21 protein-coding genes, 1 pseudogene and 1 riboswitch are annotated in these 25,092 nt (G+C 66.5%); of the genes and pseudogenes, 8 read left to right on the top strand and 14 right to left on the bottom strand.

The window, feature by feature from the left end:
* Positions 1–49 precede the first annotated feature (49 nt).
* Together adh and EDF57_RS07335 are read right to left on the bottom strand one after the other, a co-directional pair.
* Positions 50–1,570: an aldehyde dehydrogenase gene (gene adh / locus EDF57_RS07330; protein WP_134093671.1), complete on the bottom strand. Its 1,521-nt coding sequence runs from the start codon at positions 1,568–1,570 to the stop codon at positions 50–52.
* Between the two features lie 166 nt (positions 1,571–1,736).
* Positions 1,737–2,708 carry a GAF domain-containing protein gene (locus EDF57_RS07335; RefSeq protein WP_134093672.1) on the bottom strand — a complete coding sequence of 324 codons (972 nt, stop codon included), beginning with the start codon at positions 2,706–2,708 and terminating at the stop codon, positions 1,737–1,739.
* Between the two features lie 263 nt (positions 2,709–2,971).
* Here EDF57_RS07335 and EDF57_RS07340 point away from each other — a divergent pair, with 263 nt between their 5' ends.
* From EDF57_RS07340 to EDF57_RS07350, 3 genes are all read left to right on the top strand, one after another.
* A complete protein-coding gene (locus EDF57_RS07340) occupies positions 2,972–4,558 on the top strand; it encodes a toll/interleukin-1 receptor domain-containing protein (RefSeq protein ID WP_134093673.1) in 1,587 nt (528 codons plus the stop codon).
* Between the two features lie 73 nt (positions 4,559–4,631).
* Positions 4,632–5,111, top strand: coding sequence for a nucleotide synthetase (locus EDF57_RS07345; RefSeq protein WP_132269249.1), 480 nt, complete (start codon positions 4,632–4,634; stop codon positions 5,109–5,111).
* 27 nt (positions 5,112–5,138) lie between these two features.
* On the top strand, positions 5,139–6,611 hold the full coding sequence (locus tag EDF57_RS07350; RefSeq protein ID WP_134093675.1) for a TRAFs-binding domain-containing protein: 1,473 nt from the start codon (positions 5,139–5,141) through the stop codon (positions 6,609–6,611).
* Positions 6,612–6,629: 18 nt separating this feature from the next.
* On the opposite strand, the gene EDF57_RS07355 is transcribed toward EDF57_RS07350, so the two are convergent.
* From EDF57_RS07355 to EDF57_RS07370, 4 genes are all read right to left on the bottom strand, one after another.
* Positions 6,630–7,289 carry a Crp/Fnr family transcriptional regulator gene (locus EDF57_RS07355; RefSeq protein ID WP_243654419.1) on the bottom strand — a complete coding sequence of 220 codons (660 nt, stop codon included), beginning with the start codon at positions 7,287–7,289 and terminating at the stop codon, positions 6,630–6,632.
* Between the two features lie 715 nt (positions 7,290–8,004).
* Positions 8,005–9,699: a M28 family metallopeptidase gene (locus EDF57_RS07360; protein WP_134093676.1), complete on the bottom strand. Its 1,695-nt coding sequence runs from the start codon at positions 9,697–9,699 to the stop codon at positions 8,005–8,007.
* A 162-nt stretch (positions 9,700–9,861) separates the two neighbouring features.
* On the bottom strand, positions 9,862–10,977 hold the full coding sequence (locus EDF57_RS07365; RefSeq protein WP_134093677.1) for an aminotransferase class V-fold PLP-dependent enzyme: 1,116 nt from the start codon (positions 10,975–10,977) through the stop codon (positions 9,862–9,864).
* Positions 10,978–10,980: 3 nt separating this feature from the next.
* Positions 10,981–11,727, bottom strand: a complete 747-nt coding sequence (locus tag EDF57_RS07370) for a tryptophan 2,3-dioxygenase family protein (protein ID WP_134093678.1) — start codon at positions 11,725–11,727, stop codon at positions 10,981–10,983.
* Positions 11,728–11,873: 146 nt separating this feature from the next.
* On the opposite strand from EDF57_RS07370, the gene EDF57_RS07375 reads away from it, so the two are divergent.
* Entirely contained in the window at positions 11,874–12,332 is a 459-nt protein-coding gene (locus tag EDF57_RS07375; protein WP_132269258.1) for an Lrp/AsnC family transcriptional regulator, read from the top strand.
* Between the two features lie 36 nt (positions 12,333–12,368).
* Here the strand turns inward: EDF57_RS07375 and msrB are convergent, their stop codons facing one another.
* The 5 genes from msrB to EDF57_RS07400 all read right to left on the bottom strand — a co-directional run bounded on the left by msrB (position 12,369) and on the right by EDF57_RS07400 (position 16,680).
* Positions 12,369–12,818 carry a peptide-methionine (R)-S-oxide reductase MsrB gene (msrB, locus tag EDF57_RS07380; protein ID WP_132269260.1) on the bottom strand — a complete coding sequence of 150 codons (450 nt, stop codon included), beginning with the start codon at positions 12,816–12,818 and terminating at the stop codon, positions 12,369–12,371.
* Positions 12,819–12,885: 67 nt separating this feature from the next.
* Positions 12,886–14,190, bottom strand: coding sequence for a glycoside hydrolase family 130 protein (locus EDF57_RS07385; RefSeq protein WP_134093679.1), 1,305 nt, complete (start codon positions 14,188–14,190; stop codon positions 12,886–12,888).
* Positions 14,191–14,206: 16 nt separating this feature from the next.
* The gene (locus tag EDF57_RS07390) at positions 14,207–14,935 is read right to left on the bottom strand and encodes a metallophosphoesterase (RefSeq protein ID WP_134093680.1); all 729 of its coding nucleotides are present in this window, start codon (positions 14,933–14,935) and stop codon (positions 14,207–14,209) included.
* Positions 14,919–15,707 carry a hypothetical protein gene (locus EDF57_RS07395; RefSeq protein WP_134093681.1) on the bottom strand — a complete coding sequence of 263 codons (789 nt, stop codon included), beginning with the start codon at positions 15,705–15,707 and terminating at the stop codon, positions 14,919–14,921. The genes EDF57_RS07390 and EDF57_RS07395 overlap by 17 nt, the downstream gene beginning before the upstream one ends.
* Before the next feature lie 70 nt (positions 15,708–15,777).
* Positions 15,778–16,680, bottom strand: a complete 903-nt coding sequence (locus EDF57_RS07400; protein WP_134093682.1) for a LysR substrate-binding domain-containing protein — start codon at positions 16,678–16,680, stop codon at positions 15,778–15,780.
* A 147-nt stretch (positions 16,681–16,827) separates the two neighbouring features.
* On the opposite strand from EDF57_RS07400, the gene EDF57_RS07405 reads away from it, so the two are divergent.
* Positions 16,828–18,132 carry an N-succinylarginine dihydrolase gene (locus EDF57_RS07405; RefSeq protein ID WP_134093683.1) on the top strand — a complete coding sequence of 435 codons (1,305 nt, stop codon included), beginning with the start codon at positions 16,828–16,830 and terminating at the stop codon, positions 18,130–18,132.
* 64 nt (positions 18,133–18,196) lie between these two features.
* Here EDF57_RS07405 and EDF57_RS07410 read toward each other — a convergent pair whose 3' ends face one another.
* The 3 genes from EDF57_RS07410 to EDF57_RS07420 all read right to left on the bottom strand — a co-directional run bounded on the left by EDF57_RS07410 (position 18,197) and on the right by EDF57_RS07420 (position 21,646).
* A complete protein-coding gene (locus EDF57_RS07410; RefSeq protein WP_134093684.1) occupies positions 18,197–19,012 on the bottom strand; it encodes a universal stress protein in 816 nt (271 codons plus the stop codon).
* Positions 19,013–19,079: 67 nt separating this feature from the next.
* The gene (gene nhaA, locus EDF57_RS07415; RefSeq protein ID WP_134093685.1) at positions 19,080–20,267 is read right to left on the bottom strand and encodes a Na+/H+ antiporter NhaA; all 1,188 of its coding nucleotides are present in this window, start codon (positions 20,265–20,267) and stop codon (positions 19,080–19,082) included.
* 155 nt (positions 20,268–20,422) lie between these two features.
* Positions 20,423–21,646 carry a VacJ family lipoprotein gene (locus EDF57_RS07420; RefSeq protein WP_134093686.1) on the bottom strand — a complete coding sequence of 408 codons (1,224 nt, stop codon included), beginning with the start codon at positions 21,644–21,646 and terminating at the stop codon, positions 20,423–20,425.
* Between the two features lie 202 nt (positions 21,647–21,848).
* A riboswitch (SAM-I-IV-variant riboswitch) is annotated at positions 21,849–21,956 on the top strand.
* A gap of 34 nt (positions 21,957–21,990) precedes the next feature.
* Here EDF57_RS07420 and metA point away from each other — a divergent pair.
* The 3 genes and pseudogenes from metA to EDF57_RS07435 form a co-directional block, all read left to right on the top strand.
* On the top strand, positions 21,991–22,986 hold the full coding sequence (gene metA, locus EDF57_RS07425; RefSeq protein WP_134093687.1) for a homoserine O-succinyltransferase: 996 nt from the start codon (positions 21,991–21,993) through the stop codon (positions 22,984–22,986).
* A 168-nt stretch (positions 22,987–23,154) separates the two neighbouring features.
* On the top strand, positions 23,155–23,880 hold the full coding sequence (locus EDF57_RS07430) for a TorF family putative porin (protein ID WP_134093688.1): 726 nt from the start codon (positions 23,155–23,157) through the stop codon (positions 23,878–23,880).
* A gap of 22 nt (positions 23,881–23,902) precedes the next feature.
* Positions 23,903–25,092: pseudogene (locus EDF57_RS07435) on the top strand (methyl-accepting chemotaxis protein); the annotation flags it as partial.

The raw sequence follows: 25,092 nt of genomic DNA on the forward strand, positions 1-25,092 counted from the left end.
GCGCGCCGCGAGCGGGAGAGAGCGGTGCGGCGCGCGCCGGGGGTGAAGCTCAGAAGAATCCGAGCTTCCGGGGGCTGTAGCTGACCAGCATGTTCTTCGTCTGTTGGTAGTGGTCCAGCATCATCTTGTGGGTCTCGCGCCCGATGCCCGACTGCTTGTAGCCGCCGAAGGCCGCATGGGCCGGGTAGGCGTGATAGCAGTTGGTCCAGACGCGCCCGGCCTTGATCTCGCGGCCGAAGCGGTAGCAGGTGTTGGCGTCGCGGCTCCACACGCCCGCGCCGAGCCCGTAAAGCGTGTCGTTGGCGATGGAGAGCGCTTCGTCCGCGTCCTTGAAGGTGGTGACCGAAACCACGGGGCCGAAGATCTCCTCCTGGAAGATCCGCATCTTGTTATGGCCCTTGAACACGGTCGGCTTGACGTAATAGCCGCCCGCAAGTTCGCCTTCCAGTTCCGCCGCCTCGCCGCCGATCAGGATTTCGGCGCCTTCCTGGCGGCCGATGTCGAAGTAGGAGAGGATCTTCTCGCGCTGTTCGGAGGATGCCTGCGCGCCGATCATCGTCGCGGGATCGAGCGGGTTGCCCTGGACGATGGCGGCCACGCGCTGCAGGGCGCGCTCCATGAAGCGATCGTAGATGCTTTCCTGGATCAGCGCGCGGCTGGGGCAGGTGCAGACTTCGCCCTGGTTCAGCGCGAACATCACGAAGCCCTCGATCGCCTTGTCGAAGAAGTCGTCATCGGCGGCGGCCACGTCCTCGAAGAAGATGTTGGGAGACTTGCCGCCCAGCTCCAGCGTCACCGGGATCAGGTTCTCGCTGGCGTATTGCATGATGAGGCGGCCGGTCGTCGTCTCGCCGGTGAAGGCGATCTTGGCGATGCGGCTGGACGAGGCGAGCGGCTTGCCCGCTTCCAGGCCGAAGCCGTTGACGATGTTGAGCACGCCCGGCGGCAGCAGGTCGCCGACGATCTCCGCCCAGACCATGATCGAGGCCGGCGTCTGCTCCGCAGGCTTGAGCACCACGCAATTGCCTGCCGCCAGGGCCGGGGCGAGCTTCCAGGCGGCCATCAACAGCGGGAAGTTCCAGGGAATGATCTGGCCGACGACGCCCAGCGGCTCGTGGAAATGGTAGGCGACGGTATCCTGGTCGATCTCGCTGATCGCGCCCTCCTGACCCCGGATCACACCGGCGTAGTAGCGGAAATGGTCGATGGCGAGAGGTACGTCGGCGGCCAGGGTCTCGCGGATCGGCTTGCCGTTGTCCCAGGTCTCGGCCGTGGCGAGACGCTGCAGGTTCTCTTCCATGCGGTCGGCGATGAGATTGAGCACGCGTGCGCGTTCGGCGACGGAGGCCTTGCCCCAGGCGTCCTTGGCGGCATGGGCGGCGTCGAGCGCGGCCTCGATGTCGGAAGCGTCCGAGCGGGCGATCCGGCCCACGACCTGCCCGGTGATCGGGGAGATATTGTCGAAGTAGCGACCGGCCTTCGGCGCGACCCAGGCACCGCCGATGAAGTTGTCGTAGCGTTCTGCGAAGGGGGCCTGGAGTGCGGTCCGGTCCTGAACAAGTGCGTCCACGGATATATCCTCTCTTGCGGCGCCTGGTGGCGTCTCAGCGAGGATGAGTGTTGCGCAGTGGAAAGGATTGCGGAAGCGGGTGGGGGCGGGCGAGCCGGCCTTGGTGTCTCACCCGCGAGACAGTTTGCGGATTTCTCCTGGGCCCGATGGCCTGAGCCCGATGGCCCTAGCGCGAGAGGCCGGCCTTGGCCATGCGGCGATAGAGGGTGGCGCGGCCCACGCCCAGGATGCGCGCCGCCGAACTGGCGTTGCCTCCGGCCTGCGCCAGCGCCTGGCGCAGGACGGTGCGGTCGCCGTCCTCGAAGGAAGGGCCGGACGACGCCGCGCCCAGCACCTGGTCGAGCGGACGGGGGCGGCAGAGCATGGCGTCCGTGAGCCGCAGCCGCGCGCGCGCGCCACGGCTGGCGCCGATCACCAGGTCGTCGCGGTCGGTGGCCAGGAGAGCCGTGCCGTGAACCGGATCGTCGGCCAGGAACACGATGCGCGAACCGGCGAAATGCTGGCAGAAGTAATCGCGTTCGATCCGGCGGGCCGCGTCGCGCACCAGGGCGGAGACGAGTTCCGCCATCGCGGGGCCATGGTCCTGGCGGTAGCTGGAGACGTCGAGCGCGCCCGCCAGCCGCCCGTGCGGATCGTGGAGCGGGGCGTCCATGCAGCTGATGCCGACATTGCGGCTGGCGAAGTGCTGGTCGCGGTGAATGACGACGGGCTGGTCCTCGAAGAGGCAGGTGCCGATGCCGTTGGTGCCTTCCTCCGCCTCGCCCCAGCGGCCGCCTTCCACAAGGCCCACCGCGTCGAACTCGGCGGCGTCGCCATCGCCCACCCGGCGGTCGAGCACGATGCCGGTCGGATCGCTGAGCACCACGCCGCAGCCCGATCTGCCGACGGAGCGGTACATCTGGTCCAGCACCGGGCCTGCCACGGCCAGCAGGGCGGCATGTTCGCTGCGCCGATGGCCAAGGGTGGCAAGGTCCACGCGGGCGCGCTTGGCGCCCGTGCCGGGATCGAGTCCATGGTGGAGGAGAGAGCGGCACCATGACGCCGTCACGGCCGAAACACCGGCGCTGCTCGGCGAACGTACCGCGTCGATAACCACATCGATGTGGCGTAGCTCGGGGCTGGGGCCGTTCCGACTCATCGCATCTCCTGCGCGCAGGATCACGGTTGCAACCGATGAAGTCAAACGGCTCCTCTGGCAACGGCGCGATCTCAGGGAAAATCCCGGTCCACGCGCGAAATTTCGCAGCGCTTTTCGAACGTTGCACCGCCCTGCCCATCTGGTAGGGGAGAGGACGGCGGGACTATGGGGCGACGAACAGGCGGCGGGCCGCTATTGAACCATAAGGGATGGAGCCGATTCAAAGGCTTTCAGGGGCGTTGGCAGATGGTCGTTTATTGCCGATGACGGCGGAACAGGACATCGCGGGGAATGAGGGAACGCGCCGCTACCGCGCGTTCCTGAGCTATAGCCATGCCGACGAGCGCTTTGCCGGCCAGCTGCACCGCTGGCTGGAATCCTATCGCATCCCTGCGCGGCTGGTCGGCACCGTCACCCGCGCGGGGGAAGTTCCGCGCCGCGTCACGCCGATCTTCCGGGATCGCGCTGAACTGCCCGCGGCCTCCAGCCTCGACCAGGAAGTGCGCCAGGCGCTGTCGCAATCCGATGTGCTGCTGGTGCTGTGTTCCCCCGCGGCGCGCAATTCGCGCTGGGTCGATGCCGAGATCGAGCTGTTCCGCAGCCTCCATCCCGACCGGCCGGTGATCGCCGCGCTGCTGGAGGGAGAACCGGAGGACAGCTTCCCGGTCTCGCTGGTCGGCCCCGATGCGAACGGCGTGGTCCACGAACCGATCGCGGCGGATTTCCGCGCCGAGCATGACGGGCGCAAGCTGGCCCGGCTCAAGATCGTCGCGGGCCTTACCGGCATCGCGCTGGACCAGATCATCCAGCGCGATGCGCAACGTCAATTGCGCCGTGTGATTGCCATCACGCTCCTTACGGTGCTGCTTACTTTATCCATGGCCCTGATGCTGATCTTTGCGCTGCGTGCGCAAATGGAGGCGGAACATCAGCGACAGCAGGCCGAAGGATTGATCGAGTTCATGTTGACGGATCTCAGACAGCGGCTGGAAGGCGTGGGCCGCCTGGATGTGCTGCAATCGGTCAACGAACGCGCGCTCGATTTCTATGCCGACCAGTCGGACCTCAAAGCCCTCCCGGCCGACTCGCTGGAACGCCGCGCCCGCATCCTCCACGCAATGGGGGAAGACGACCACAAGCGCGGCGACCATGCCGGCGCCCTGGCCAAGTTCAGCGAGGCGCACCGCGTCACCGGCACTTTGCTGGCAGCCGATCCGCGCGATCCCTCGCGCATCTTCGCCCATGCCCAGAGCGAATTCTGGCTCGGCTACGTGGACTTCATAGCCAAGCGCTACGACAAGGCCCTGCCGCGGTTCCTGGCCTATCGGGCGCTGGCGGAACACCTCGTGCGCCTGGTGCCCGGCAACCAGGCCTACTGGCGCGAACTGGCCTATGCGGAAGGCAATATCTGCACGATCGCCGTCACCCGGAAGGGGCCGGAAGAGCAGCTCGCCGAATGCGGCAATGCGCTTCGCACGATGGAGCGCGTGGCCCGGATGGAGCCGCAGGACCGCAGCCTCGATGCCGATATCGCCAACCGTCACGCCTGGATGGCGGACGCCCTGCGGGCACAGGGGCGCGACGTGGAAGCGCTTGGGGAGCGGGCGAAGCAGGCGGCCATCGTGCAGCGCCTGGTGCGGGAAGATCCCAAGAATGCCACCTATCAGCAGGACTGGATGCTGGCGCGCTATTCGAATGCGCAATTGCTCTATAGTCTCGGCGAGAAGGGGCGTGCGGAACAGTTGCGGGACGAAGCGCGGGACGATGTCGCCCGGCTCATCGCATCCGATCCGGAAAACAACGACTGGCGGCTCTGGCAGATGAAGCTGGCCCGTCCGTTGGAAGACTGATCCGAATCCGGGCCTCGCGCCAGAAGCCGGCGGCTTTTGAAGGGAGGCTTTTCAGAAGTTTAGGGGAAAACGCATGTCTACGCTCAATTATACCCAGTACGGCCTCTCGCCGTCCTTCGATCTCGGCCTGTCGGACGATGCCACTGTCGTGCCGTTCCGCGTGACGCTCGAAGTCGTGGATGAGCAGATTTCGCTGCATTACGAAGTGGTGGACGGCAAGGATCTGGACTACATTCCCATCACTTGCGACAGCAAGGTGGAGATCGAACTGGTAGGCGACCAGCTCTATTTCTCGAAGCAGTGGGATGCCATCACGACCAAGGAAGCGCTCTCCTCATTCTATGGCGGCCTTGAATACAGCAAATACGACGAGGAACTCGATCGCTACAAGGTCGTCCGCTTCCAGGCGCGTTTCAATCGCGGCGGGAAGTTCGGGACCAAGCATCCGTTCAACATCAACGTCGACCTGCTGCAGGGCACCCGCTGCGAACCCCGCTGGATCGGCCTTACCATCGATCCCGACATCAAGAACCCGCCGCCGCAGCGCTTCTGACTTTCCAATCCTCCAAGGGGTGCGCCCGTGACTCTTCCTGCCCTTGCCAGAATCAGGCAGATCGCGCGTGCGGGCGACACCCTGCGGGCCTGGCGCATGTTCGAGGAAACAGGCCTCGGCGCCTCTTCCGCCCCCGATGCGCTCAGCCTCAAGGGCCGCCTGCTCAAGGATCGCGGGCTGCGCAGCTTGGGCGGCGACCGGGCCAGCCTGCTCGAACAGGCTCAGGAGGCCTACCTACAGGCCGCGGGCGGCCGCCCGGCGACTTATCCGCTCATCAACGCGGCCACCATCGCCTTCCTCAACGACCGTCCCAAGGAGGCGCGGGACATCGCCGGCCGTATCCTGGACATCCTGGCGAGCGGCGCACACGAGCCGGAGACACGCTACTGGCTGGGCGCGACCGAGGCCGAGGCGCTGCTGCTGCTGGACGATCCGCAGGCGAGCCGCGAAGCGCTGGAACGGGCCATGCAGGCGGCCCCGGAAGCCTGGGAAGACCACGCGGTAACGCTGCGGCAGTTTCGGCAGATACTCGAACGGCTGGGCCGGTCGCCCGACTTGTTCGATCATCTCCAGCCGCCGCCCAGCCTCTATTTCTACGGGATCATCGGTCTTCCGGACGATGAGGCCGAAGTGCGCGCGAAGCTGGAAAGCGTGCTCGACGAGATCCGGCCGGGCGCCGTCTTCGGCGCATTGGCGGCCGGTGCGGACATCCTCGTGGCGGAAATGGCCCTGGCGCGCGGCGCCAGGCTTCATGTCGTGCTGCCGACGGCGATCGCACGGTTCCGGGAAATTTCGGTCGCGCAATACGACAGCCAGTGGGGCGAGCGGTTCGATCGCCTGATCGAGGAGGCCGACGTGGTCGAGGTGCTGGGCGGCAATGCCGGCCTGTCCGAAGCGGCGATCCTGAACGGCGCGCGCGTGGCCATGGGGCTGGCCTTGCGCCATGCACGAAGTCTGGCGACACGGGCCTTGGCGCTCCATGTCTCGCGCCCGACCGACGATCCGGCGCTGGCCGAAACGGAATGGCGCGCACAGGACCTGCCGGTCTGCAAAGTGAACCTCGAAAACTGGCTGCCGGCACGGGGCGGGGCACTGGACCCGGCCTCGAACCTGGCGATTGTCGCTTCCGCGGAGCCGCTGCCCGCGATTGCCGGTCATGAACCCGTCGCGAAGGTGCATGGGGAAGGCGGTGAAATCCTGGGCTTTGCAGACCTGGTGACGGCCATGAGCTACGCGGAGGCGGCCCTGCGACTCGCGCCGGAGGTCCGTCTGGGGCTCGACAGTCGGGCCGTGGCGGTGGAGGAAGCGCTGGAAGCCTCGGGCGAACTGGCCGTTCTGTTGGCCCGCGCGGCCCCGCCGGGCAGCATCTGCGCATCGTGGCCGCAAGTGGCCGCGCTGGATATCCTGGCGCCGCGCTACCGTTTCGAATCGGCGGGAGAGATCGTCACGAGCATTGGCGACGTGCCGATCGGGTTGTTCTGCCGCCTCACTGCCACCTGATCGCAGCGCGAATCGCTTTCAGCAGATCAACTCGGCCAGCATGCGCGGTGCATGGATGGTGAGTTGCTCGTCGTCACGGCTGATGATCCCGCGGCGGATCAAGGCGGCGATGGCGCGCGATGCTGTTTCGCGGGTGGTGTTGGCGCCGAGCGCCAGAGTGGTGACCCGGGGCGAGGGCACGATCCGGTCGCGACCGTCGGCCAAAGCGACCAGTTCGGCATAGACCCGCCCGGCCGCGCTATACGTCATGCGCGTTACCATGCGGTCCAGCGCGCGGTCGAGCTGGCGGGCGAGGAGGCGCGCCATACCCGCCGCGATCTGGACGTTTCCGGCCACGAGTTCGGCGATTTTCGGGGCTTCGGCGCAGAGTAGCTGGCAATCCAGCAAGGCGCTGATCTCGGCGCGGTGCACCGTGGCGGCCGGATAGGCGCCGAAGAATTCGCCAGGCCCATGCTGCGCCACCTGCTGGCGCTGCCCTTCCAGCCCATATGTCTCGACTCGCAGTGCGCCGTCGATGACCAGCCAGCAATTGTGCGAGGGTTCGCCCTGGCGGGCCAGGATGTCCTTGGTGGCCAGGCGCTGCGGAATCAGGACGCGGGCAAGGGATTCGGCAGATTGCCGATCGCACCGAAAAATCGCCCCGATAGCCTCGATCTGACTTTCGAAATCCAAAGACACAGCCCCTTAGCCGATGCGGCGAACGCTGCACGACTGCATCGGGCTTAACCCATCCAGGCGGGTTAGGGGAAGAAGCTAGGTGTCGATTCCTGATGAGGCGTGATCCCCGTCACGCGCCGGGGGCAATTCAAGGCGTACACAAATGGCGCGACCCGAAGGCGGCTCGTACAGAGCAGCCCTATTCCTTGGCCCGGAGGTCTTTATGGCCTTCGGGCCATTTTTTATGTGCCGACGGGCTCGTCGAGGGCTTCATGAAGCGCCTTTGCGAGTTTCGCGGCCGGGCGATGCAGTTTCAGGCTTCGGTATGGAAGGGCCTTGTTTCGGCCTCTTTATCAGCGTGCGAACGTTTCGAAGTGCGACCCGAGGACGGGTTTGGAAGTGCGGCTAGTTCTTGTTTCGTCGCAATGAATTGCTGCCGCAGAGCTGCCATCCGAACAAGTGAAAAAAAAGTCATTGCGGTGTTAAAAAGGCAGTATTCCGAAGGACATCGGGAGTGTCTGCTGGTGCCGTTGCACCTGACCGAATGTGCCGGTCTTGGCGGAACTCCTTCATTCCATTCGAAGAAAAGGATCCGGGGCCGTGGTTTGCACGGTTCCGGACAGAGTAGACCGGAACGGTCCTTTCTTGAACGCGGCGGCAGCTGGCCCGGCCGGCTGCATTGCCCCGACGCCGTTTTCCGGCGCCGGGGCAATGCATCGACCTGGCTTTGCCTGCCTTACTTGCGCGAGGCGGAAGTCGCGTCGCGGGCGGCGCGGAACTCGCTGTCCTGCGACCAGTTAGGCCAGTCGCGGCCGTTCGCCAGGCGGTTGCCGACGCTGTAGAGCAGCGTCATGTCGCTGTTCCAGCCGGACGTGTTCCAGTTCGGATCGTATTCGTCGGCCGGCTGGTGGTACTTGTCGCGCGTGTAGATGTCCGACAGTTCCTTGCCGCGGGCGTCGCCGCCGTTGACGAGTTCACGGCCCGGGCTGAACGAAATCGCCGGGACGCCGCGCTTCGCCATCGGGAAGTGGTCCGAACGGTAGAAGCTGCCCGCTTCCGGGCGCGCATCGGGGGTATAGTGGCGGCCCAGCTTCTGGCCTTCTTCGGTCAGCATGGTCAGCAGATCGAGCTTGGCCGCGCCCGAGATGCTGAAGTTGGTGGTCTTCTCGATCGAGAGCGGGCCGTCCATGTTGATGACGCCGGCCGTCGTCGCCAGCGGGCGCAGCGGGTTGTCGGCATAGTATTCCGAGCCGAGCAGGCCCTTTTCTTCCGCCGTCACGGCCAGGAACAGCACCGAGCGTTCCGGCTTCGACTTGGCGAAAGTCCGCGCCAGTTCGAGCAGCGCGGCCGTGCCGGAGGCGTTATCGCGCGCGCCGTTGTAGATGCGGTCTCCCTTGGCATCGGGCAGGCCGACGCCGAGGTGGTCCCAGTGGGCCGAGTAGATCACGGTTTCGTCCGGATACTTCGAGCCGCGCACCAGCCCGGCCACGTTGTGCGAGGTGATGATCTCCGACTTCACCGCATAGTCCGCGCTCATCGTTGCCTTGAGCGGCATGGCCTTGAAGTCCGTCTTGCGCGCGGCGGCCTTGGCGGCTTCGAAGTCCAGACCCGAAGCCTTGAAGAGCTGCACGGCGAGGTCCTTCTGGATCCAGCCTTCCATCTGCGTATGCGCGGACTTAGGATCGGCGCGGACGATGTCGAACATCGTGTTGGTGTTGCTGTTCTTGACCGTCGCCCAGCCGTAGGAGGCGGGCTCGCTCTCGTGGATCACCAGCACGCCGGCCGCGCCCTGGCGGGCGGCTTCCTCGTACTTGTAGGTCCAGCGGCCGTAATAGGTCATCAGCTTGCCGCCGAAATCGGCCCCGCCATCAGCCGCACCGCCGCCCTCGAAATCGGGATCGTTGACCAGCACGACCATGATCTTGCCCTTGAGGTCGACGCCCTTGAAGTCATCCCAGCCGCGTTCCGGGGCCTTGACGCCGTAGCCGACGAAGACCAGCGGCAGGTCCTTGATGGCCACCGAGGACTGCCCCGTTTCCGCAGCGCGGACGGCGATCTGCTGGCCCTGCGACAGGGGCGTGGCAGCCCCGCCGATGGTCATCGCCAGGCTGGGCGCGCCGACGATCTCCGACTTGCGCAGCGGCACGTCCTGGAACCAGGTGCCCTTCTGCCCGGCCGGCTGGAGGCCCGCGGCCTTCATCTGCGCGGCGATGTAGTCGATGGTCTTCTTTTCCGCCGGGGTGGCCGGGCCGCGTCCTTCGAAGGCGTCGCTGGAGAGCGTCTTGATGTCGTGCGAAATGCGGGCGACGTCGAAGGCGGGCGCGGCGGGTGCCGCCAGGGCCACGGAAGCCATGGCCGATGCCGAAAGAAGGCCGCCGAGGGCCAAAGCGCGCAGGGCGCTGCGCGAGGCGCGGAACGTGGGGGAGGTCATCGATACTCCTTGGCCGGTCGGCCGTTGATGGCGTGCTGAATCGGGTCGATCCAAGGCGGCCGATGATGCCGATCCGCCGACGTATGTCGATATGTATACCTTATGATTTCGACAGTCGCGGACGCCGAATGCCTGCACTATCGACGATGGACCGCGGTCCGATCACGAAACGAGGCGAAACTCCAGCTGGGCTTCGGTGATCGCCCGGCCCAGTGCCTGCGCTTCTTCCGGGCTGTTCCAGGCGTGGAACGAAGCCCGCAGGCAGCGGCCGCGCACGTCGTAGCGGAAATCGCCGGGCGCGAGCACCGCGTGAAGGCGGTCGATATCGGCGAATTCCAGGCAGAGCGTTCCGCCGCGGCCGCTCATGTCGATCGGCCGGTCCACGGCCTTGGCAAAAGCGGCGATGCAGTCCCGGTTGTGGCGCAGGATCCTGTCCTGCCCCAGCGCGGTCACCGTCTCGATGCCGGCAAGGGCGAGCGCGAAAGGCGCGATGGACGGGCTGCCGCCCTGGAACCGGCGCGCGTCGGCAGCGGGGCGGAAGCTGCGGATGTCGAATTCGTAAGGGTCTTCGTGGCCGAACCAGCCGAGGTCGAGCGGTTCGATGCCGGGCGTCAGATCGCCGCGCAGCCAGAGCCACGCGGCGCCGGGACCGCCGCAGAGCCATTTCACGCTCGATCCGATCACAGCGTCCGCGCCCCAGGCGTGCGGTGCTACCGGCAGGATCCCGGCGGACTGGGCGGCATCGACGATGGAGAGCGCCCCGTGGCGACGGGCCATCGCGGCGATCTCGGCAAGCGGAGAGGTGACGCCGGTGTTCGAGTGAACGTGCATCGCGACGACCGCCGCCACGCTCTCGTCGAAATGGCTTTCCCAGGTGGCGGCGTCGCCGGGCGACTGGGCCGCGGGGATCAGCCGTGTCTCGAAGCCCATTCGTTCCAGTCCCTGCGCGACGTAACCCACGGTAGGAAAGGCCTGCTCCGACATCAGCACACGGTTGCGCTTCGGGGTCGGTCGCAGCCCGGAGAGGAGCGAGAACAGCGCGGAGGAGACGCTCTGCTGCGGCGCGACTTCGTCCGCCGCCACGCCGATAAGCCCGGCGAGGGCGGCGCGGAACTTTTCGATCGTTTCCAGCCACGGCCCCCAGGCAGCGCCGCCGGTGGTCTGCCATGGTTCGAGATAGCACGCGTCCAGCGCGCCGCGCGCCGCGCGCGGCAGGCAGCCGACCGAGTGGCTCATCAAATAGGGGCCACCCTCGGGAACATGGAACAGGTCACGCATCGATCACTGGCTCGCCTTTTCCGCAATGCTGTCGCGCACGCGGCCATAGTCATGGCCCCATTCGTCGGTCATTTCCACGCGCACGTCCCAGAGCTGGGGGAAAAAGCGATGTTTCGCACCGGCTTGGAGCAGATCGACGGAGCGTCCCTTCAGCGAGGCCGAGCCCATGCCGATCGAGCGGTGGATGAGGAACAAGTGGTGCCAGCGGAACTTGCCGAAAAGTTCGTCCAACTCCATCAGCGCCTCGGCGACGGCATAAGCTTCGTCATGCGCATAGCCATGGTCGTAGATGTCGCGCACCGTCCGCCCGGCGCCGGAAACGTAAGCCGCATCGAAAGTCTGCCAGAGATCGGGGATGATGCGGAGCAGCACGCGGAAGCCCGGCGATTCCTGGCCGCTGCCGTTGCCGAGCTGGAGGCGGATCTGCTGGTATTCCTTGGGCGACATGGTTTCCAAGAGGTCGAGCTGCTCGGTCATCATGCGCATGATGCGGTGGCAGCGGCCGAGCAGGGTGGTCACCCGGAACGCCTGCTTCGCGCGCAAGTGCTCGTCCACGGCGACGATCGTATAGGCCATGAGCTTCATCCAAAGCTCCTCGACCTGGTGGACGATCTGGAACTGCAGTTCGTCGGCATTGGCCAGATCGTCGAAGGGCTTCTGGCAGGTCAGCAGACGATCGGTCTGGAGATAGAGTTCGTAGTCGAGCGCGGCGGGCGCTTCGAGCAGTTCGTAGACCTTGCGGCGTTCCATGTTGTCTTCCCGGGCTTGCTGTGAGAGGACATTAGCACTGGCCGGGCGGGACATTGGTCCCAATCCACAAGCCATAGGCTATTCCCGAAGAACGATTGGCGCGGTACGGTGAAGATGGGGGAACGGACGTTTCGGTGGGGAAGGGCATGACTCTCGACGCGGCGGACAAGCGCATCCTGGCGGCGCTGGAGCAGGACGCGCGGCTCAGTTTTGCGGGGCTGGGCGAGGTGGCGGGGCTGTCCAAGACGCCAAGCTGGAAGCGGGTCCAGGCCATGGAGAAGGCTGGCGTCATCACCGGCTATCGTGCGGTGATCGATCCGGCAGCGATCGGGCTGGGCACCAGCGCCTTCGTCCATGTCTCCATCGAATTCGACCGGCACGAGGCGTTCGAACGCGCGGTGCTGGATGAAGCGGCGGTGCTGACGTGCCACGCTGTCGTCGGGGATTTCGACTATCTGCTGCTGGTGATGACCGGCGGTGTTCCAGACCTTGACGACTTCCTGCGCAACCGCCTGCGCCGGCTTCCGGGCGTGCGCCACTTCAACACGACGCTGGCCATGCGCGACGTGAAGCCGCGCGCCTACCTCACCGACGCCGCAAGCTGACAGCGAGGGCGCGGTGAGGCATGCGGTCGGGCCGGATCAGTCGATGTCTTCGACCTGGTCGACGTAGCTGGCGTAGCCTTCGTCCTCCATGTCCTCGCGGGGGACGAAGCGCAGCGAGGCGGAATTGATGCAGTAGCGCAGGCCGCCGCGATCGCGCGGGCCGTCCTCGAAGACGTGGCCAAGATGGCTGTCGCCATGGGCCGAGCGCACTTCGGTACGGGTCATGCCATGGGTGTGGTCCACCAGGTTGTTCACGTTGGCCGGTTCGATCGGCTTGGTGAAGCTGGGCCAGCCGCATCCGGATTCGTACTTGTCCGAGGACGCGAAGAGCGGTTCGCCCGAGACGATATCGACGTAGATGCCGGGCTTCTTGTTGTTCAGGTATTCGCCCGATCCGGGGCGTTCGGTGCCGCTGCGCTGAGTGACGTGGAACTGCTCGGGCGTCAGGCGCGCGATGGCTTCTTCGGTCTTTTCGTAAGTCGGCATGGATCGGTTCTCCTTGCGGGCGAAGATGGTGATCGAAGCGGGCCGTGAGAAGGGGGCTTCGACGTTGTCAGGCCGGGACCAGCACACCGAGCAGATCGTCCAGCGAGCAGGTGGCGAAGCCGGTAAGCTCATCGCCGATGCCGTAAGGCAGAAGCACGCGCCGCCCGTGGACGAGGGCGCCGCAACTGTAGGTCACATTCGGAACGTAGCCGCCGCGCTGTTCGGCGCTGGGAAAGACCAGCGGCGCCCGCGTGCGCTTCAGCACGCGCGAGGGATCGTCGCGGTCGAGCAGGCAGGCGCCGATGCAATAGCCGCGGACCATGCCGACGCCGTGCGTGAATACCAGCCAACCCTCGTCGATCTCCATGGGCGATCCGCAATTGCCCATCTGCACGAATTCCCAGGGGTAGGCCGGCCCGAGGATCGGCTCCCCGCTTTCCCAGGTGAACAGGTCGTCCGAGCGCAGCAGCCAGATGTTCTCGCCATCCTGCCGCCCGAGCATGACGTACTGGCCGTCGATCCGGCGGGGGAACAGGGCCATGCCCTTGTATCCGGTCATCCGGCCTGCCAGCGCGCGCATCTCGAAGGTCCGCAAGTCCACGCCGCGCAGCATCTCCTGCCGCGTGTTCTGGCCGTCGTAGGCCGTGTAAGTGCCGATCAGGAAGCGCTGGCCGTCGTCCTCCACGAACATGACCATGCGGAGGTCCTCCACCCCCTGCCGCTGTTCGGGCAGGACCGGGAAGATCACGGTTTCCGATACGTCCTGGCTGTCTTCGCACTGGAGGCGGACCCAGCCCTCGTTGTCGCTTTCGATGCGGGGCGGGATGCAGTGCGGCCACGCCGGGTCGATGGTGACGGTCTCGCCGCCGTCCCAGGAACCGGTGCGGAAGGTTACCGAGGAAATGTGCCCCTCGCCGATGCCCCGCAGCGAGAGCAGGAAGCGCAGGGGCTCGCCGGGGGCAAGCGCCTCCTGTGCTTGCGCCTCGATCGGGATCCGCACGATGCTGGGATTGAACAGGGCGGCGGATTCGAAAGCGTATTCCTGGCTGAAATAGGCGCCCAGCAGCAGGCGGTCGCGGTGGTTCAGCGCGGAGATATCGCCCAGTTCGTCGGCCAGGCTGTCGACCTGGCGCAGGAAGAAGGCGTCGGCGTGGCAATGGCGCTCGCGCATCGGACCCATCACGAAGCCGATCATCCGCTCGCGCACGTCGTCGTCCAGCGAGAGGATGCGCTGGACGACGACGTGGGGCTTGGGCGGGTGGTGGTCCGCGAAGGCGGCGGGATAGGCGAAGTGGAAGGGCCGTATCACCGTGCGCGCAGGATCGGGCCGCAGCTCCAGGTCCAGCTTGGTGAAGACGTCAGCGGCTTCCATGCTCCGGCGCTGTCGCTCAGACGTCCAGCAGGGCGTAAGGGCGCCCGAACCGGGCGGAGACCACGAACTGCGCGCAATTGTAGACCGGCACGCCGCGCGTGGTCCTGCCCTCGTACGTGCCGCGATGGGCGTGGCCGTGGACCACGGCCTTGACGTTTTCGAACCGGTCCACCGCATCGGCAAGGCGGGAGGAGCCCAGGAACGGGAAGATTTCCGGCGGCTCGCCCGCGACCGTTTCCGGGATCGGGGCATAATGGAGCACGGCCACCGTCCGCTCCGTCCGCAGCGAGCGCAGGCCGTTCTCCAGCTTGCGCGCCTCGTTGAGCGATTCGTCGACGAAGCTCTTGATCGCCGCCTCTCCGAAGGCGCCCAGCTCGCCGCGCCCGAAGCCGCCGACGAACCCCTTCACACCCGCAAAGCCCACGTCCTTCACCACCACGGCCTGATCGTCGAGGATGGTGACGCCGCCCTGGCGCAGGATATTGGCGACTTCCTCCGGCTGTCCGCATTCGTAGTCATGGTTGCCCAGAACGCCCACGACGGGGATCGAGCAGGCCGAGAGATCGGCGGCCAGGCGCTCGGCCTCGCCGGTCTTGCCGAAATTGGTGAGGTCTCCGCACAGCGCCAGGACTTCGGCATTGTCGGAGATTTCGCGGAACAGGTCGCGGTAGGAACCGCCGTCCTGCTCGGTGACGTGAAGGTCGCCGATCGCCGCCAGGCGGAGCGTGTCAGACATGTCGTTCATGCTTCTCGTCCAGTCCTTTTCCTACCAGGTCCGCAAAACCCCATTCGCTGATGTCGATCACGTAATCCCGCGGGGAAAACAGGCGTCCGCGGCAGATCCGCACTTCGGCGGGGGGCAGCTCGGCCTGGGCGCGGATGCGTTCGATCAGCGTGTCGAACAGCCAGCGCGGGATCGCCTCGCGCTCGGTGGGGTAGATGAAGCGGAAGTTGAGCACATGGAGCAGCAGGACTTCCCAGTGCAGTTCCATCAGCGAGAGGAGGCGGTGCCAGTCGATCTCGTCATGCTTGCGCAGGATGGTATGGGCGATGTCCGCTCCGTCGTAGCGATAGCGATCCTGGATGAAGGCCTTGGAGACGATGAACTCGGTCGGCGGGGTGATGCGGACCTGGGTGCCATAGACCTCGGCCGTGAAAACATCGCTGAACCAGGCGTCGGTGATCGGGATCGATGCGGAGGACATGTTGAAGATCACGTCGAAGAAGTTCTTTCCGGACCATACTTTGGCGATCCAGCGCTCATCCTCCACGGTGACGTCGTAACCCTCCTGCTTGAAGCGGGCGAGCAGCCGGGGGGCGTCTCCCGGCTTGCAGAACACGTCGATATCCTTGGTCGGGCGGACGACGCCGGTGTGGCAGGTCAGCGCATATGTGCCGGACAGCAGGTAGGGGATGTCCCAGGACCCCAGCAGTTTCAGGCTGTCGGCATAGAACGCCGCCGCCTCGGGGGGCGGATCGAAACTGTGCGGTTCGGTCGGCGTCGGAATTTCGAGCATGCTAGGGGGTGCGCCTGATAGAGGGTGTCCCCGATCAACCTTGCGCCGCGCCGCTTTGTTCCATGACAGATCATGGCTGGGGCCGGCACTCCTGCGCCAGCCATGCCCGAAAGCGGCCCAGCGCGGGGCTTCTGCGGGCGTGTTCGGGGTAGGCCAGCCAATAGCTGCGGTCTTCGGCCAGCGGGGCGTCGATGGGGATCACCAGCTCGCCGGCTTCCAGTTCGGGCGCGATCAGGAAGCTGGGCAGGAGCGCCGCGCCGCCGCCGGCCTTTACCGCCTGCGCCAGCATCAGGAAATGGCCGAGGCCGGGCAGTCCCTCCATGGCCGGCGCAGCGATCCCGAACATCGCGAACCAGCGCGACCAGGCATCGCGCCGCGCGGACTGCACCAGCAGCGGCACGCGCAGCAGGTCCTCCGGTGCGGCGATCCCGTGATTGTCGCGCAGGCTTGGCGCGACGACGGGCACGACATGCTCCTGGAACAGCAGGTCGTGCTCCGCGCCCGGCCAGTCCGCTGCGCCGACGTGGATGGCGGCGTGAAAGGGCTCGGCGGAGAAATCGAAGATGTCGGTCCGCGCGGCGATGTTGACCACCAGGTCCGGGTGCTGCCGGGTGAGCCGCGGCAGGCGGGGGGCGAGCCAGCGCATGCCGAAGCCCGGCAGGACGGCCAGTTCGATCACATGCTCCGGTTCGGGGTCGATCAGGCGGCCGGTGGCGCGCCGAATTGCGGCGAGCGCGGGAGCAATCTCCTCCAGATAGGCACTTCCGCCCGCGTTCAGCACCACGCGGCGGCCATGCCGGTCGAACAGCGCGGTGCCGAGCCAGCTTTCGAGATTGGCGACATGGCGGCTCACCGCGCCTTGCGTCAGCCCGATCGCCTCCGCGGCGCGGGAGAAGGATCCGAGGCGGGCCGCGGTCTCGAAAGCGTGCAGCATGGCCATCGGTGGCAGGTAGCGGCGGTCGTCCGGCTTCATTCCATTCGCTCATATCGTCATGCGTGGAATTGGGGTTATTAGCGGAAAATATATCGGCCATCATGCCAAATATGCATGAAGATCGCCGCGCTTGGCCGCGCGGACGCCTTGTGCGACGGTGTTGCCAAGGCTGGAAGGAGCTGCGGGATGCGCGAGATCAATTTCGACGGGCTGGTCGGGCCCAGCCACAACTATGCGGGCCTGTCGCTGGGCAACATCGCTTCCGCTTCCAATGCCGGCGCCACGTCGGCCCCGCGCATGGCCGCGCTGCAAGGGCTGGGCAAGATGCGGCGCATGCTGGCACTGGGCCTGCCGCAGGGCTTGCTCCTGCCGCAGGACCGGCCCGATGCGGACTGGCTGCGCAAGCTGGGCTTTTCGGGCAGCGACGATGCGGTTCTGCGCGCCGCCTGGGAGCAGGACCCGGCGCTGCTGCGCAATGCGTTCTCGGCCTCATCGATGTGGACCGCCAATGCCGCCACCGTCTCGCCCGCGCCGGATACGGCGGACGGACGCTGCCATCTGAGCGTGGCCAACCTCTCCACCATGCTCCACCGCGGTATCGAGCATGACCAGACCTTCCGCCAGTTGCGGCTGGCCTTTGCCGACGCGCGCTTCTTTGCGGTTCATCCGGCCCTGCCGCCCGGTCTGGGGGATGAAGGCGCCGCCAATTTCATGCGTCTGGGCGAAAGCCATGCGGAGCGGAGCCTAGAGGTCTTCGTTTACGGGGAGCGTGCGGTCCAGGGCAGTGCAGGGCAGGTCTTTCCCGCCCGCCAGCACCGCGCGGCCAGCGCGGCCATCGCCCGTCGCCACGGCCTTGCCGCCGCCGATCATACGCTCGTCCCGCAAGGCGAGATCGCCATCGCGACGGGAGCCTTCCACAATGACGTGGTCGCCGTGGCCAATGAAAACGTGCTGTTCACTCACGAACAGGCCTTTGCCGACCGCGATCTGGTCTACCGCGTCCTGCGCCGGCGAGTGCCGGGCGCGGTCATCGTCGAGGCACCGGCCGCGCGGATAAGCCTCGACCTCGCGATCCGCACTTACTTGTTCAATTCGCAGCTGGTGACACTGCCCGGCGGAGACATGGCGCTGATCCTGCCGCAGGAAGCGCGGGAGGCCTCTGCTGTCTGGGAATGGCTGGAAGAAGTGGTCGCGGCGGACAATCCCATTGGCCGTCTGGAAGTGGTCGACGTGCGCGAATCCATGCGCAACGGCGGCGGCCCGGCCTGCCTTCGCCTGCGCGTGGCGGTGTCGCGGGAAGCCCATGCCGCCATCGATCCGCGATTCCTGCTGGACGAGCGCGCCTGCGACCGGATCGAGGCGGTGATCGCGCGGGAATGGCCGGAAAACATCGCCCCTGAGGATCTCGGCGAGCCGGACTTGTGGCACCGCTGCCGCTCCGCGCGCGCTGCCTTGCTCGATGTGCTGGGCTTCGCAGCCGGAGAGCTTTGAGGCGGGCCAGGTTTTTGCCGGATCTTCCAGGTCATCAGGTGATTCCACCCGATTGGAACATGCTTCAGCCTTCGGGCGTCTTTTTGACGACAAGCGTATCGGCGGCAATCCAGCCCAGCAGCGCCGAAGTGTTGCTGCCGAAAGTCGCCTGCGCCAGTCCGCTCCGGTCGCGGCTGCCCACGACCACGAGATCGGGCGCGAACTGCGTTATGGCGCGGGCGAGCACTTCGTCGGGCGCGCCGAGTTCCAGGCGCGGCGTGATCCTGGCGGCAAGCGCCGCCGGCAAGGCTTGGTTAGCGAGAAATTCGTCGAGCCGGGCGCCTGCCTCGCACCGCAGTTCCTCGCGCATGCCGTCGGAATCGACCCAGCCGCGAAACGGTACGTGATAGGCGTGAACCACCTCGATCGGTACCTGGGGGAAGAGTTCGCCGGCAGTGCGCAAGGTCCGCAAGGCATCCACCGACAAGTCGACGGCCACCAGCATGCGCCGGTACGGCGTGCGGGCGCGTTGCTTGACCACCAGCACCGGCGCGGCGGCATTGCGGATGATATGGTCTACCGCCGTGCCCAGGAAATAGTCGCCGAGGTGATTGAACCGGGCGATGCCGGTCACGATAAGCGAGGGGGCAAGGTCCTGCGCCACGTCGGCAATGGTGTCGGGGGCGGGACCGGCGGGCAGAAGGATGCGGACATTGCCGGGATCGGCCGGCAGCGTCTGGCGCACATCGTCTTCGGCCACGCATTCCTCGGGGCGGAGGGCGTGGAGCACGCACGTCTCCACCTGCCATTGTCCGCCGAGCATGAGCGCCCGGTCCACCGCGCGGTCGCTTCGCGGGCTGAGATCCGTGGCGACGAGTACCGGTCCCCGTTGTTCTGCCATGTGCGGTCCCTTCTCTTCCTTCGTTCCCGGGCCGTCCGGCCTTGCGGCGCCCGGATGTTCAGTCCTTTCAGGCCGCCTCGACCGGAGCCTTCCGGCGCGAGGCCGTGAGGCGCAGGACGGCGAATCCGGCCAGGGCGGACACGATGGAGCCACCCAGCACGCCGATCTTGACCTCGTCGATGAGGATCGGATCGCTGAAGGCCAGCCCGCCCACGAAGAGGCTCATGGTGAAGCCGATGCCGCAGAGCAGGCACATGCCGTAAGTCTGCATCCAGGTGGCGCCGCTGGGTCGCTTGGCGATGCCCAGACGGGCGCAGAGCCAGAGCGCCAGGAAGACGCCGATCTGCTTGCCCAGGAACAGGCCGCCCGCCACGCCCATGGGAAGCGGCGCGATCAGATGCTCCATGCCCAGGCCCGCCAGCGAAACCCCGGCATTGGCGAAACCGAACAGCGGCACGATGGCATAAGCCACCCAGCCGTGAAGCCCGTGTTCGAGGCGGTGCAGCGGCGATTCCTCGCTGTCCGGCGCGCCGGGCGTGGCGCGGATCGGGATCAGGCTTGCGGCCAGGACGCCGGCGATGGTCGCATGGACGCCCGACAGCAGAACGGCCAGCCAGAGCGCCGCGGCCAGGATCAGATAGGGCCACAAGGCCTTCACGCCCACGCGGTTGAGCACGAACATGACGCCCATGATGACGCCGGCCGCCAGCAGGGCGGCGCCGTTGATCTCGCTGGTATAGGCCAGCGCGATCACCGCGACGGCGCCCATGTCGTCGACGATGGCCACCGTCGTCAGGAACAGCTTGAGCGAGGCGGGCACGCGCTTGCCGAGCAGCGCCATGACGCCGATGGCGAAAGCGATGTCGGTAGCGGCGGGAATGGCCCAGCCGCGCGCGAGACCGGGCGTGGACCCGGCGATGGCGAGGTAGATCGCCGCCGGGCAGATCATGCCTGCGGCCGCGGCGATCGCGGGCAGCGCGCGATCGGACCAGGTGGACAAGTGCCCGTCGACGAACTCGCGCTTGATCTCGAGGCCGACGAGCAGGAAGAACAGCGCCATCAGTCCGTCGTTGATCCAGTGGGCGAGAGACATCGGCCCGATCATGACGTGCAGCGTGTGGAAATAGGTGTCGGCAAGCGGGCTGTTGGCCACGATCAGCGCCAAAGCTGCCGCGACCATCAGCAGGATGCCGCCGGACGCCTCACTGTGCAGGAAGGCGCGCAGGGCGGAACGGGGGCGCTTGAGCAGGGGCATCGATGTCGAGCGTTCTCGTCGGGATGGCGGGCGGGAAAAGGCGGCGGACATGGCCCGATGCCTTTGCAGATACCGGCCAGCCTAACCGGGATGTGGCCCGAAGGCCACCCCAAGCGCTGCACTCCCCGCCGGTTTCCGGCAGGAGCCTCCGTACTTTAGGGCGTGGGTACCGTTTCGAGGGTGGGCACGGGAGCGGCAGGAGCGGCGGTGGTGGCAGGAGCGGGGGCGGGCTCGGAAGCGGCCGGCTGGATCGGCGCCGCGGGGGGATTGCCCTGCGGTGCGGGAACGGCGGGCTGTGCCGGTGCCGGTGTCTGCTCCGTCACGTCCTTTGTCGCTTCGGCCCTGGCTTTGGCTTCCGCTTCAGCTTCCTTCGCCTTGGCCTCGTCCTTGTTGTCGGCCGTCTTCATGCTCGGGCCGTAGACCGGCACCACGTCGGGCGTGATCCGGCCGTGGAGCGCCTCGATTTCCGCCTTACGCTGCCTCAGGTAGAGTTCGCGGTAGGCGGCGTAGGGCTTGTCTTCCTTGCGGATCTTGTTGATCCGCTCGTCGAAGGCCGCGCGCTCGCCCAGCTGGTCGACGATGGTCATCGGCAGCACGACCGCCGGATTGGTGAAGGGCTTGCCGACGACGGCGGGCACCAGCAGCCTGTCGACCGAATCGCCGATGATGTCGCGCAGCGTCGTCGGGCCGACGATCGGCAAATAGAAGAACGGACCGGGGCCGACGCCGTAATAGCCCAGCGTATTGGCCAGCCCATTGGGGCGATAGGGCAGGTTGAACGGTTTCTTCTTGGCCACGTCCACCAGGCCGGCCACGCCCAGCGTCGTGTTGATCGCGAAGCGGCCTGCGGTCTCCGCCGCCTTGCCGGGCTTGAACTGCAACAGGTAGGCGGCGAAGACCACCGGCTCGCTCAGGTTGGTGAAGAAATTGCGCAGCCCCTGGCGGACGGGGCGCGGCAGGCCCTTGTTGTACGCCTTGGCGACCGGCTCCAGCACGGCCTGGTCGACGGCCTGGACCGCCTTGAAGGATTCGATGTTCAGCTTCTGCAGCGGATCGCCCGGCGGTGCCGGTTCGGGCGCGGTGACGACGATGACCGATTCGGGCTCGTCGGAAGCGGCTTCCGGCGGGGTGGCAGAGGCGGCCGGCGCAGACGCGTCAGGAACTGTCGGGGCCGGATTTGCCGGGGCCGCAGGATCGGAGACCGGCGGGGTAGTCGCATCGGCAGGCTGAAGTGCCGCCAGCTGAAGGGCGCCAACTTGCGGGTTGCCAACTTGCAGATCACCTGCCTCTGCCGCGGTATCGACGGCGAAGTGAACAGGAGCGTCGGGCACCGACGGGCCCGTCATCAACAACGCCACGGCGGCAGCCGGCAAACTCATTCGATGGTCCTTAGCATATCGCGGTCTCTGCAGCGAAGACGATTTTTCCGCGATCAGGCAATTCCGCTGGGCTTTCCGGCCGCTAGGCTCGATTTCCGCTTTCGTCAATTGGACCGGCCGATGGCTGTCGCATCGCCCAAGCGCCCATTCGCCGCCTCTCGGACAGGCCGTTGCAAGATCGGGCCGAAGCGCTTATGACGCTTCCCAGCATCAAGAGTTGGGATGGCGCCCAACGCCAACCTGCCGATCCGGGCAAGGTGGCACTCCCCTCGGGGAGGATGTGGCCGACCCGGCAATCAACGGATCAAGCCACCAGCGTCATCCCCGAAAGAGGACCGACGCAAGTGCCCATCAAGATTCCCGACGATCTGCCCGCCCGCTCCATCCTGGAAGCCGAAGGCGTGGCCGTGATGCGCGAAAGCGATGCGGTGCGGCAGGATATCCGCCCGCTGCGGATCGGGCTGCTCAACCTCATGCCCGACAAGGTTAGCACCGAAACGCAGCTCGCCCGCCTGCTGGGCGCCACGCCCTTGCAGATCGAGCTGACCCTGGTGCGGATCAGCGACCATGTCGCCCGCAATACCTCGGCCGAGCATCTCGAAGCCTTCTACCGCCCCTGGTGCGACGTCCAGCACGAGCGGTTCGACGGTTTCATCATCACCGGCGCCCCGGTGGAGCGCATGGCCTTCGAGGAAGTGCGCTACTGGCCGGAGCTGCGCCGCATCTTCGACTGGACGCGTACGCACGTCCATAGCTGCCTGACGATCTGCTGGGCTGCGCAGGCCTTCCTCCACCACTTCCACGGCGTGCCCAAGCATGCGCTCGACGCCAAGGCCTTCGGCGTATTCCCCCATCGCAATCGCGCGCCGAACTCGCCGTTCCTGCGCGGCATCTCGGACGAATTTGCAGTGCCGGTCTCGCGCTGGACGCAAGTGCGCCGCGCCGACCTGCCAGAGGGCGGCGATTTGCGGGTGCTGGCGGAGAGCGACGACAGCGGGCTCTGCCTGCTCCACGATCCGGCCCGCCGCGCGCTGCTGATGTTCAACCATCTGGAATACGACGGCGACACGCTGGCCAACGAATACAACCGGGATGGCGGCCCGATCCCGGCAAACTACTACCCGAACGACGATCCCTCGCTGCCGCCGATCAATGCCTGGCGCAGCCATGGCCACTTGTTCTTCGGCAACTGGATCAACGAGATCTACCAGACGACACCTTTCGAGGCCGCGTCCATCGGCCAGTCGGCGCGCGGCGAGGCGGCAGCGGATGAACGGGCCGCAATCGGGTCGGCCGCAATCGAGCAGGCCGATGGGCCGGTAGACCTGGCCCCGGCGTAACCTCGATGCCGCGCGCGGCCCGGCCGGTCGCGGAATTTTTTCCAGTCGAATGAAGCATTTGTAAATTTCTGTTGCCGGGATCGGCGGGGAGCGACGCGCATCCCGGCCGTCTGGGGGCATGGCGTCCTATAATGCCACTGCCCCCTATCGTCCCATAACAGGACTTCCATGCATTTCGCTTCTTCCGCCGGGTTGGTCCTGGCGCTGTTCTTCCTGCCCGTCACTGCCCAGGCCGCCGACGATACGCCCGACTTTTCTGTCTCGGGTGCCGCCACGATCATCAGCGACTATCGCTTTCGCGGAATTTCGCTGACCGGCAAGGATCCGGCGGTCCAGGCGACGATCAATCTCTCGCACAAGAGCGGGGTCTACCTCGGAACCTGGGCCTCGTCGCTCGACATGGGCGATCGTTACGGCCCCACCGAGGTGGATTTCTACGGCGGCTGGGCCGGGACGGTGGCTGCCGCCACCACGCTCGATGTCGCCCTGGCCTATTACAGCTATCCCGGCGGCGAACGCCCGGCGGCGGGGGCCGGCGCGGCGAAAATCGAGTATTTCGAGACGACCGCCCGGCTCACTCACGATTTCGGCCCGCTCAGTGCCACGGTCGGTTCCGGCTATAGCTGGGACCAATCGGCACTCGGCGGCGACCACCTCTATCTCTTCGGAGAGACCGCCGCGCCGATCCCCGGCACGCCGCTGACGCTGAGAGCGCACGGTGGCCGCAGCAAGGGCGCGATCAGCCCGAAACCCGGCGGATATTACGACTGGTCGCTGGGCGCCGACGCGGCTCTCGGACCCGTCACCCTGGGCCTTGCCTATGTCGACACCGATCTGGGCAGCGCCTCCGCTGCCGATGCCGCCGCGCTCTTCTCGCTTACCGCGGCCTTCTGAAGATACCTCCTGGAGCTGGAAAATGAGAGACGTTTTCAACCGCATGCATATAGCGGGCAAGCTGATGACGGTCGCCGGACTGGCCATCGCCGTGCTGCTGCTGCTGGGCTTCACCGCCGTGGTGGTGGAGACCGGCTCGGCCGTGGGTGCCTTGTCGGACCAGTCCGCCGTGGCGCAGGCCGATGCCGAGGGCAATCGGGTCGAGACCGAAGTCGCGACTTTCGCCGGAACCGCCCGCGCGCTGGCCTCGACTTTGGGTGGCATGCACGCGCGCGGCACGCGCGATCGCGGCCTGGCGGTGAGCGTGCTGAAGACCGACCTGCTCAAGTCCAAGGTCGCCCAGGGCAGCTGGGCCATGATCGCGCCGGACCAGTGGGACGGCGGCGACGCCGGCAAGGGCGGCCAGCCCGGATCGGGCAGCAATGGCAGCTTCAGCCCTTATTGGGTCAAGGCTGCCGGCGTGCTGACGATGTCTCCGAACAACGAGGCGGATGCTTATGAAAAGCCTTATTTCCGCAAGTCCTTCGAAAGCGGCGCGGGCGCCATCGTCGACCCCTATTCCTATGACGTGAACGGCACGACGATGCTGATGACGTCGATCACTTATCCCGTCCGCTCGGGCGAGCGCGTGATCGGCGTCGTCGGCGTCGACATGGACCTCGGCGGCGTGTCCGAGCGCCTGTCCAAGCTCAAGCCGTTCGGCACGGGCCGGGTCATGCTCCTTTCCGCCTCGGCAACCTGGGTCGCCAATCCCGATTCCTCCAAGCTCAGCAAGCCTTATGAAGGCGCGGGCCTCGACGAAGTAAAGGCCGCGCTCACCAGCGGCCAGGTGCAAGTCGTGTCCGATATCGACGTCGACGGCGTGGCCACCCGCCGCGTGATCCAGCCAGTCGTCCTGGAGGGCCTCGGCACCACCTGGGCGCTGGTCCTTGACGTTCCCGAGGCGACGATTGCCGCGCCTGCACGCAGCATGGCCTGGCAGCTGGTGATCGGCGGCCTGGTGATCGTCGCGGCGGTGCTGGCCACGCTGTTCTATGCGGCCGGCGGCATCATCGGCCGTCCGATGGCCAAGCTTTCGGGCGCGGTGGACCGCCTGGCCAAGGGCGAGCATTGCGCGATTCCCGAACTGGGCCGCGAGGACGAGATCGGCACCATGGCCCGCGCCGCCGACGTGTTCCGCCAGGCCGCGGCCGACCGCGCGGAAGCCGACCG

Source organism: Novosphingobium sp. PhB55 (assembly GCF_004368805.1).
Lineage (GTDB): Bacteria > Pseudomonadota > Alphaproteobacteria > Sphingomonadales > Sphingomonadaceae > Novosphingobium.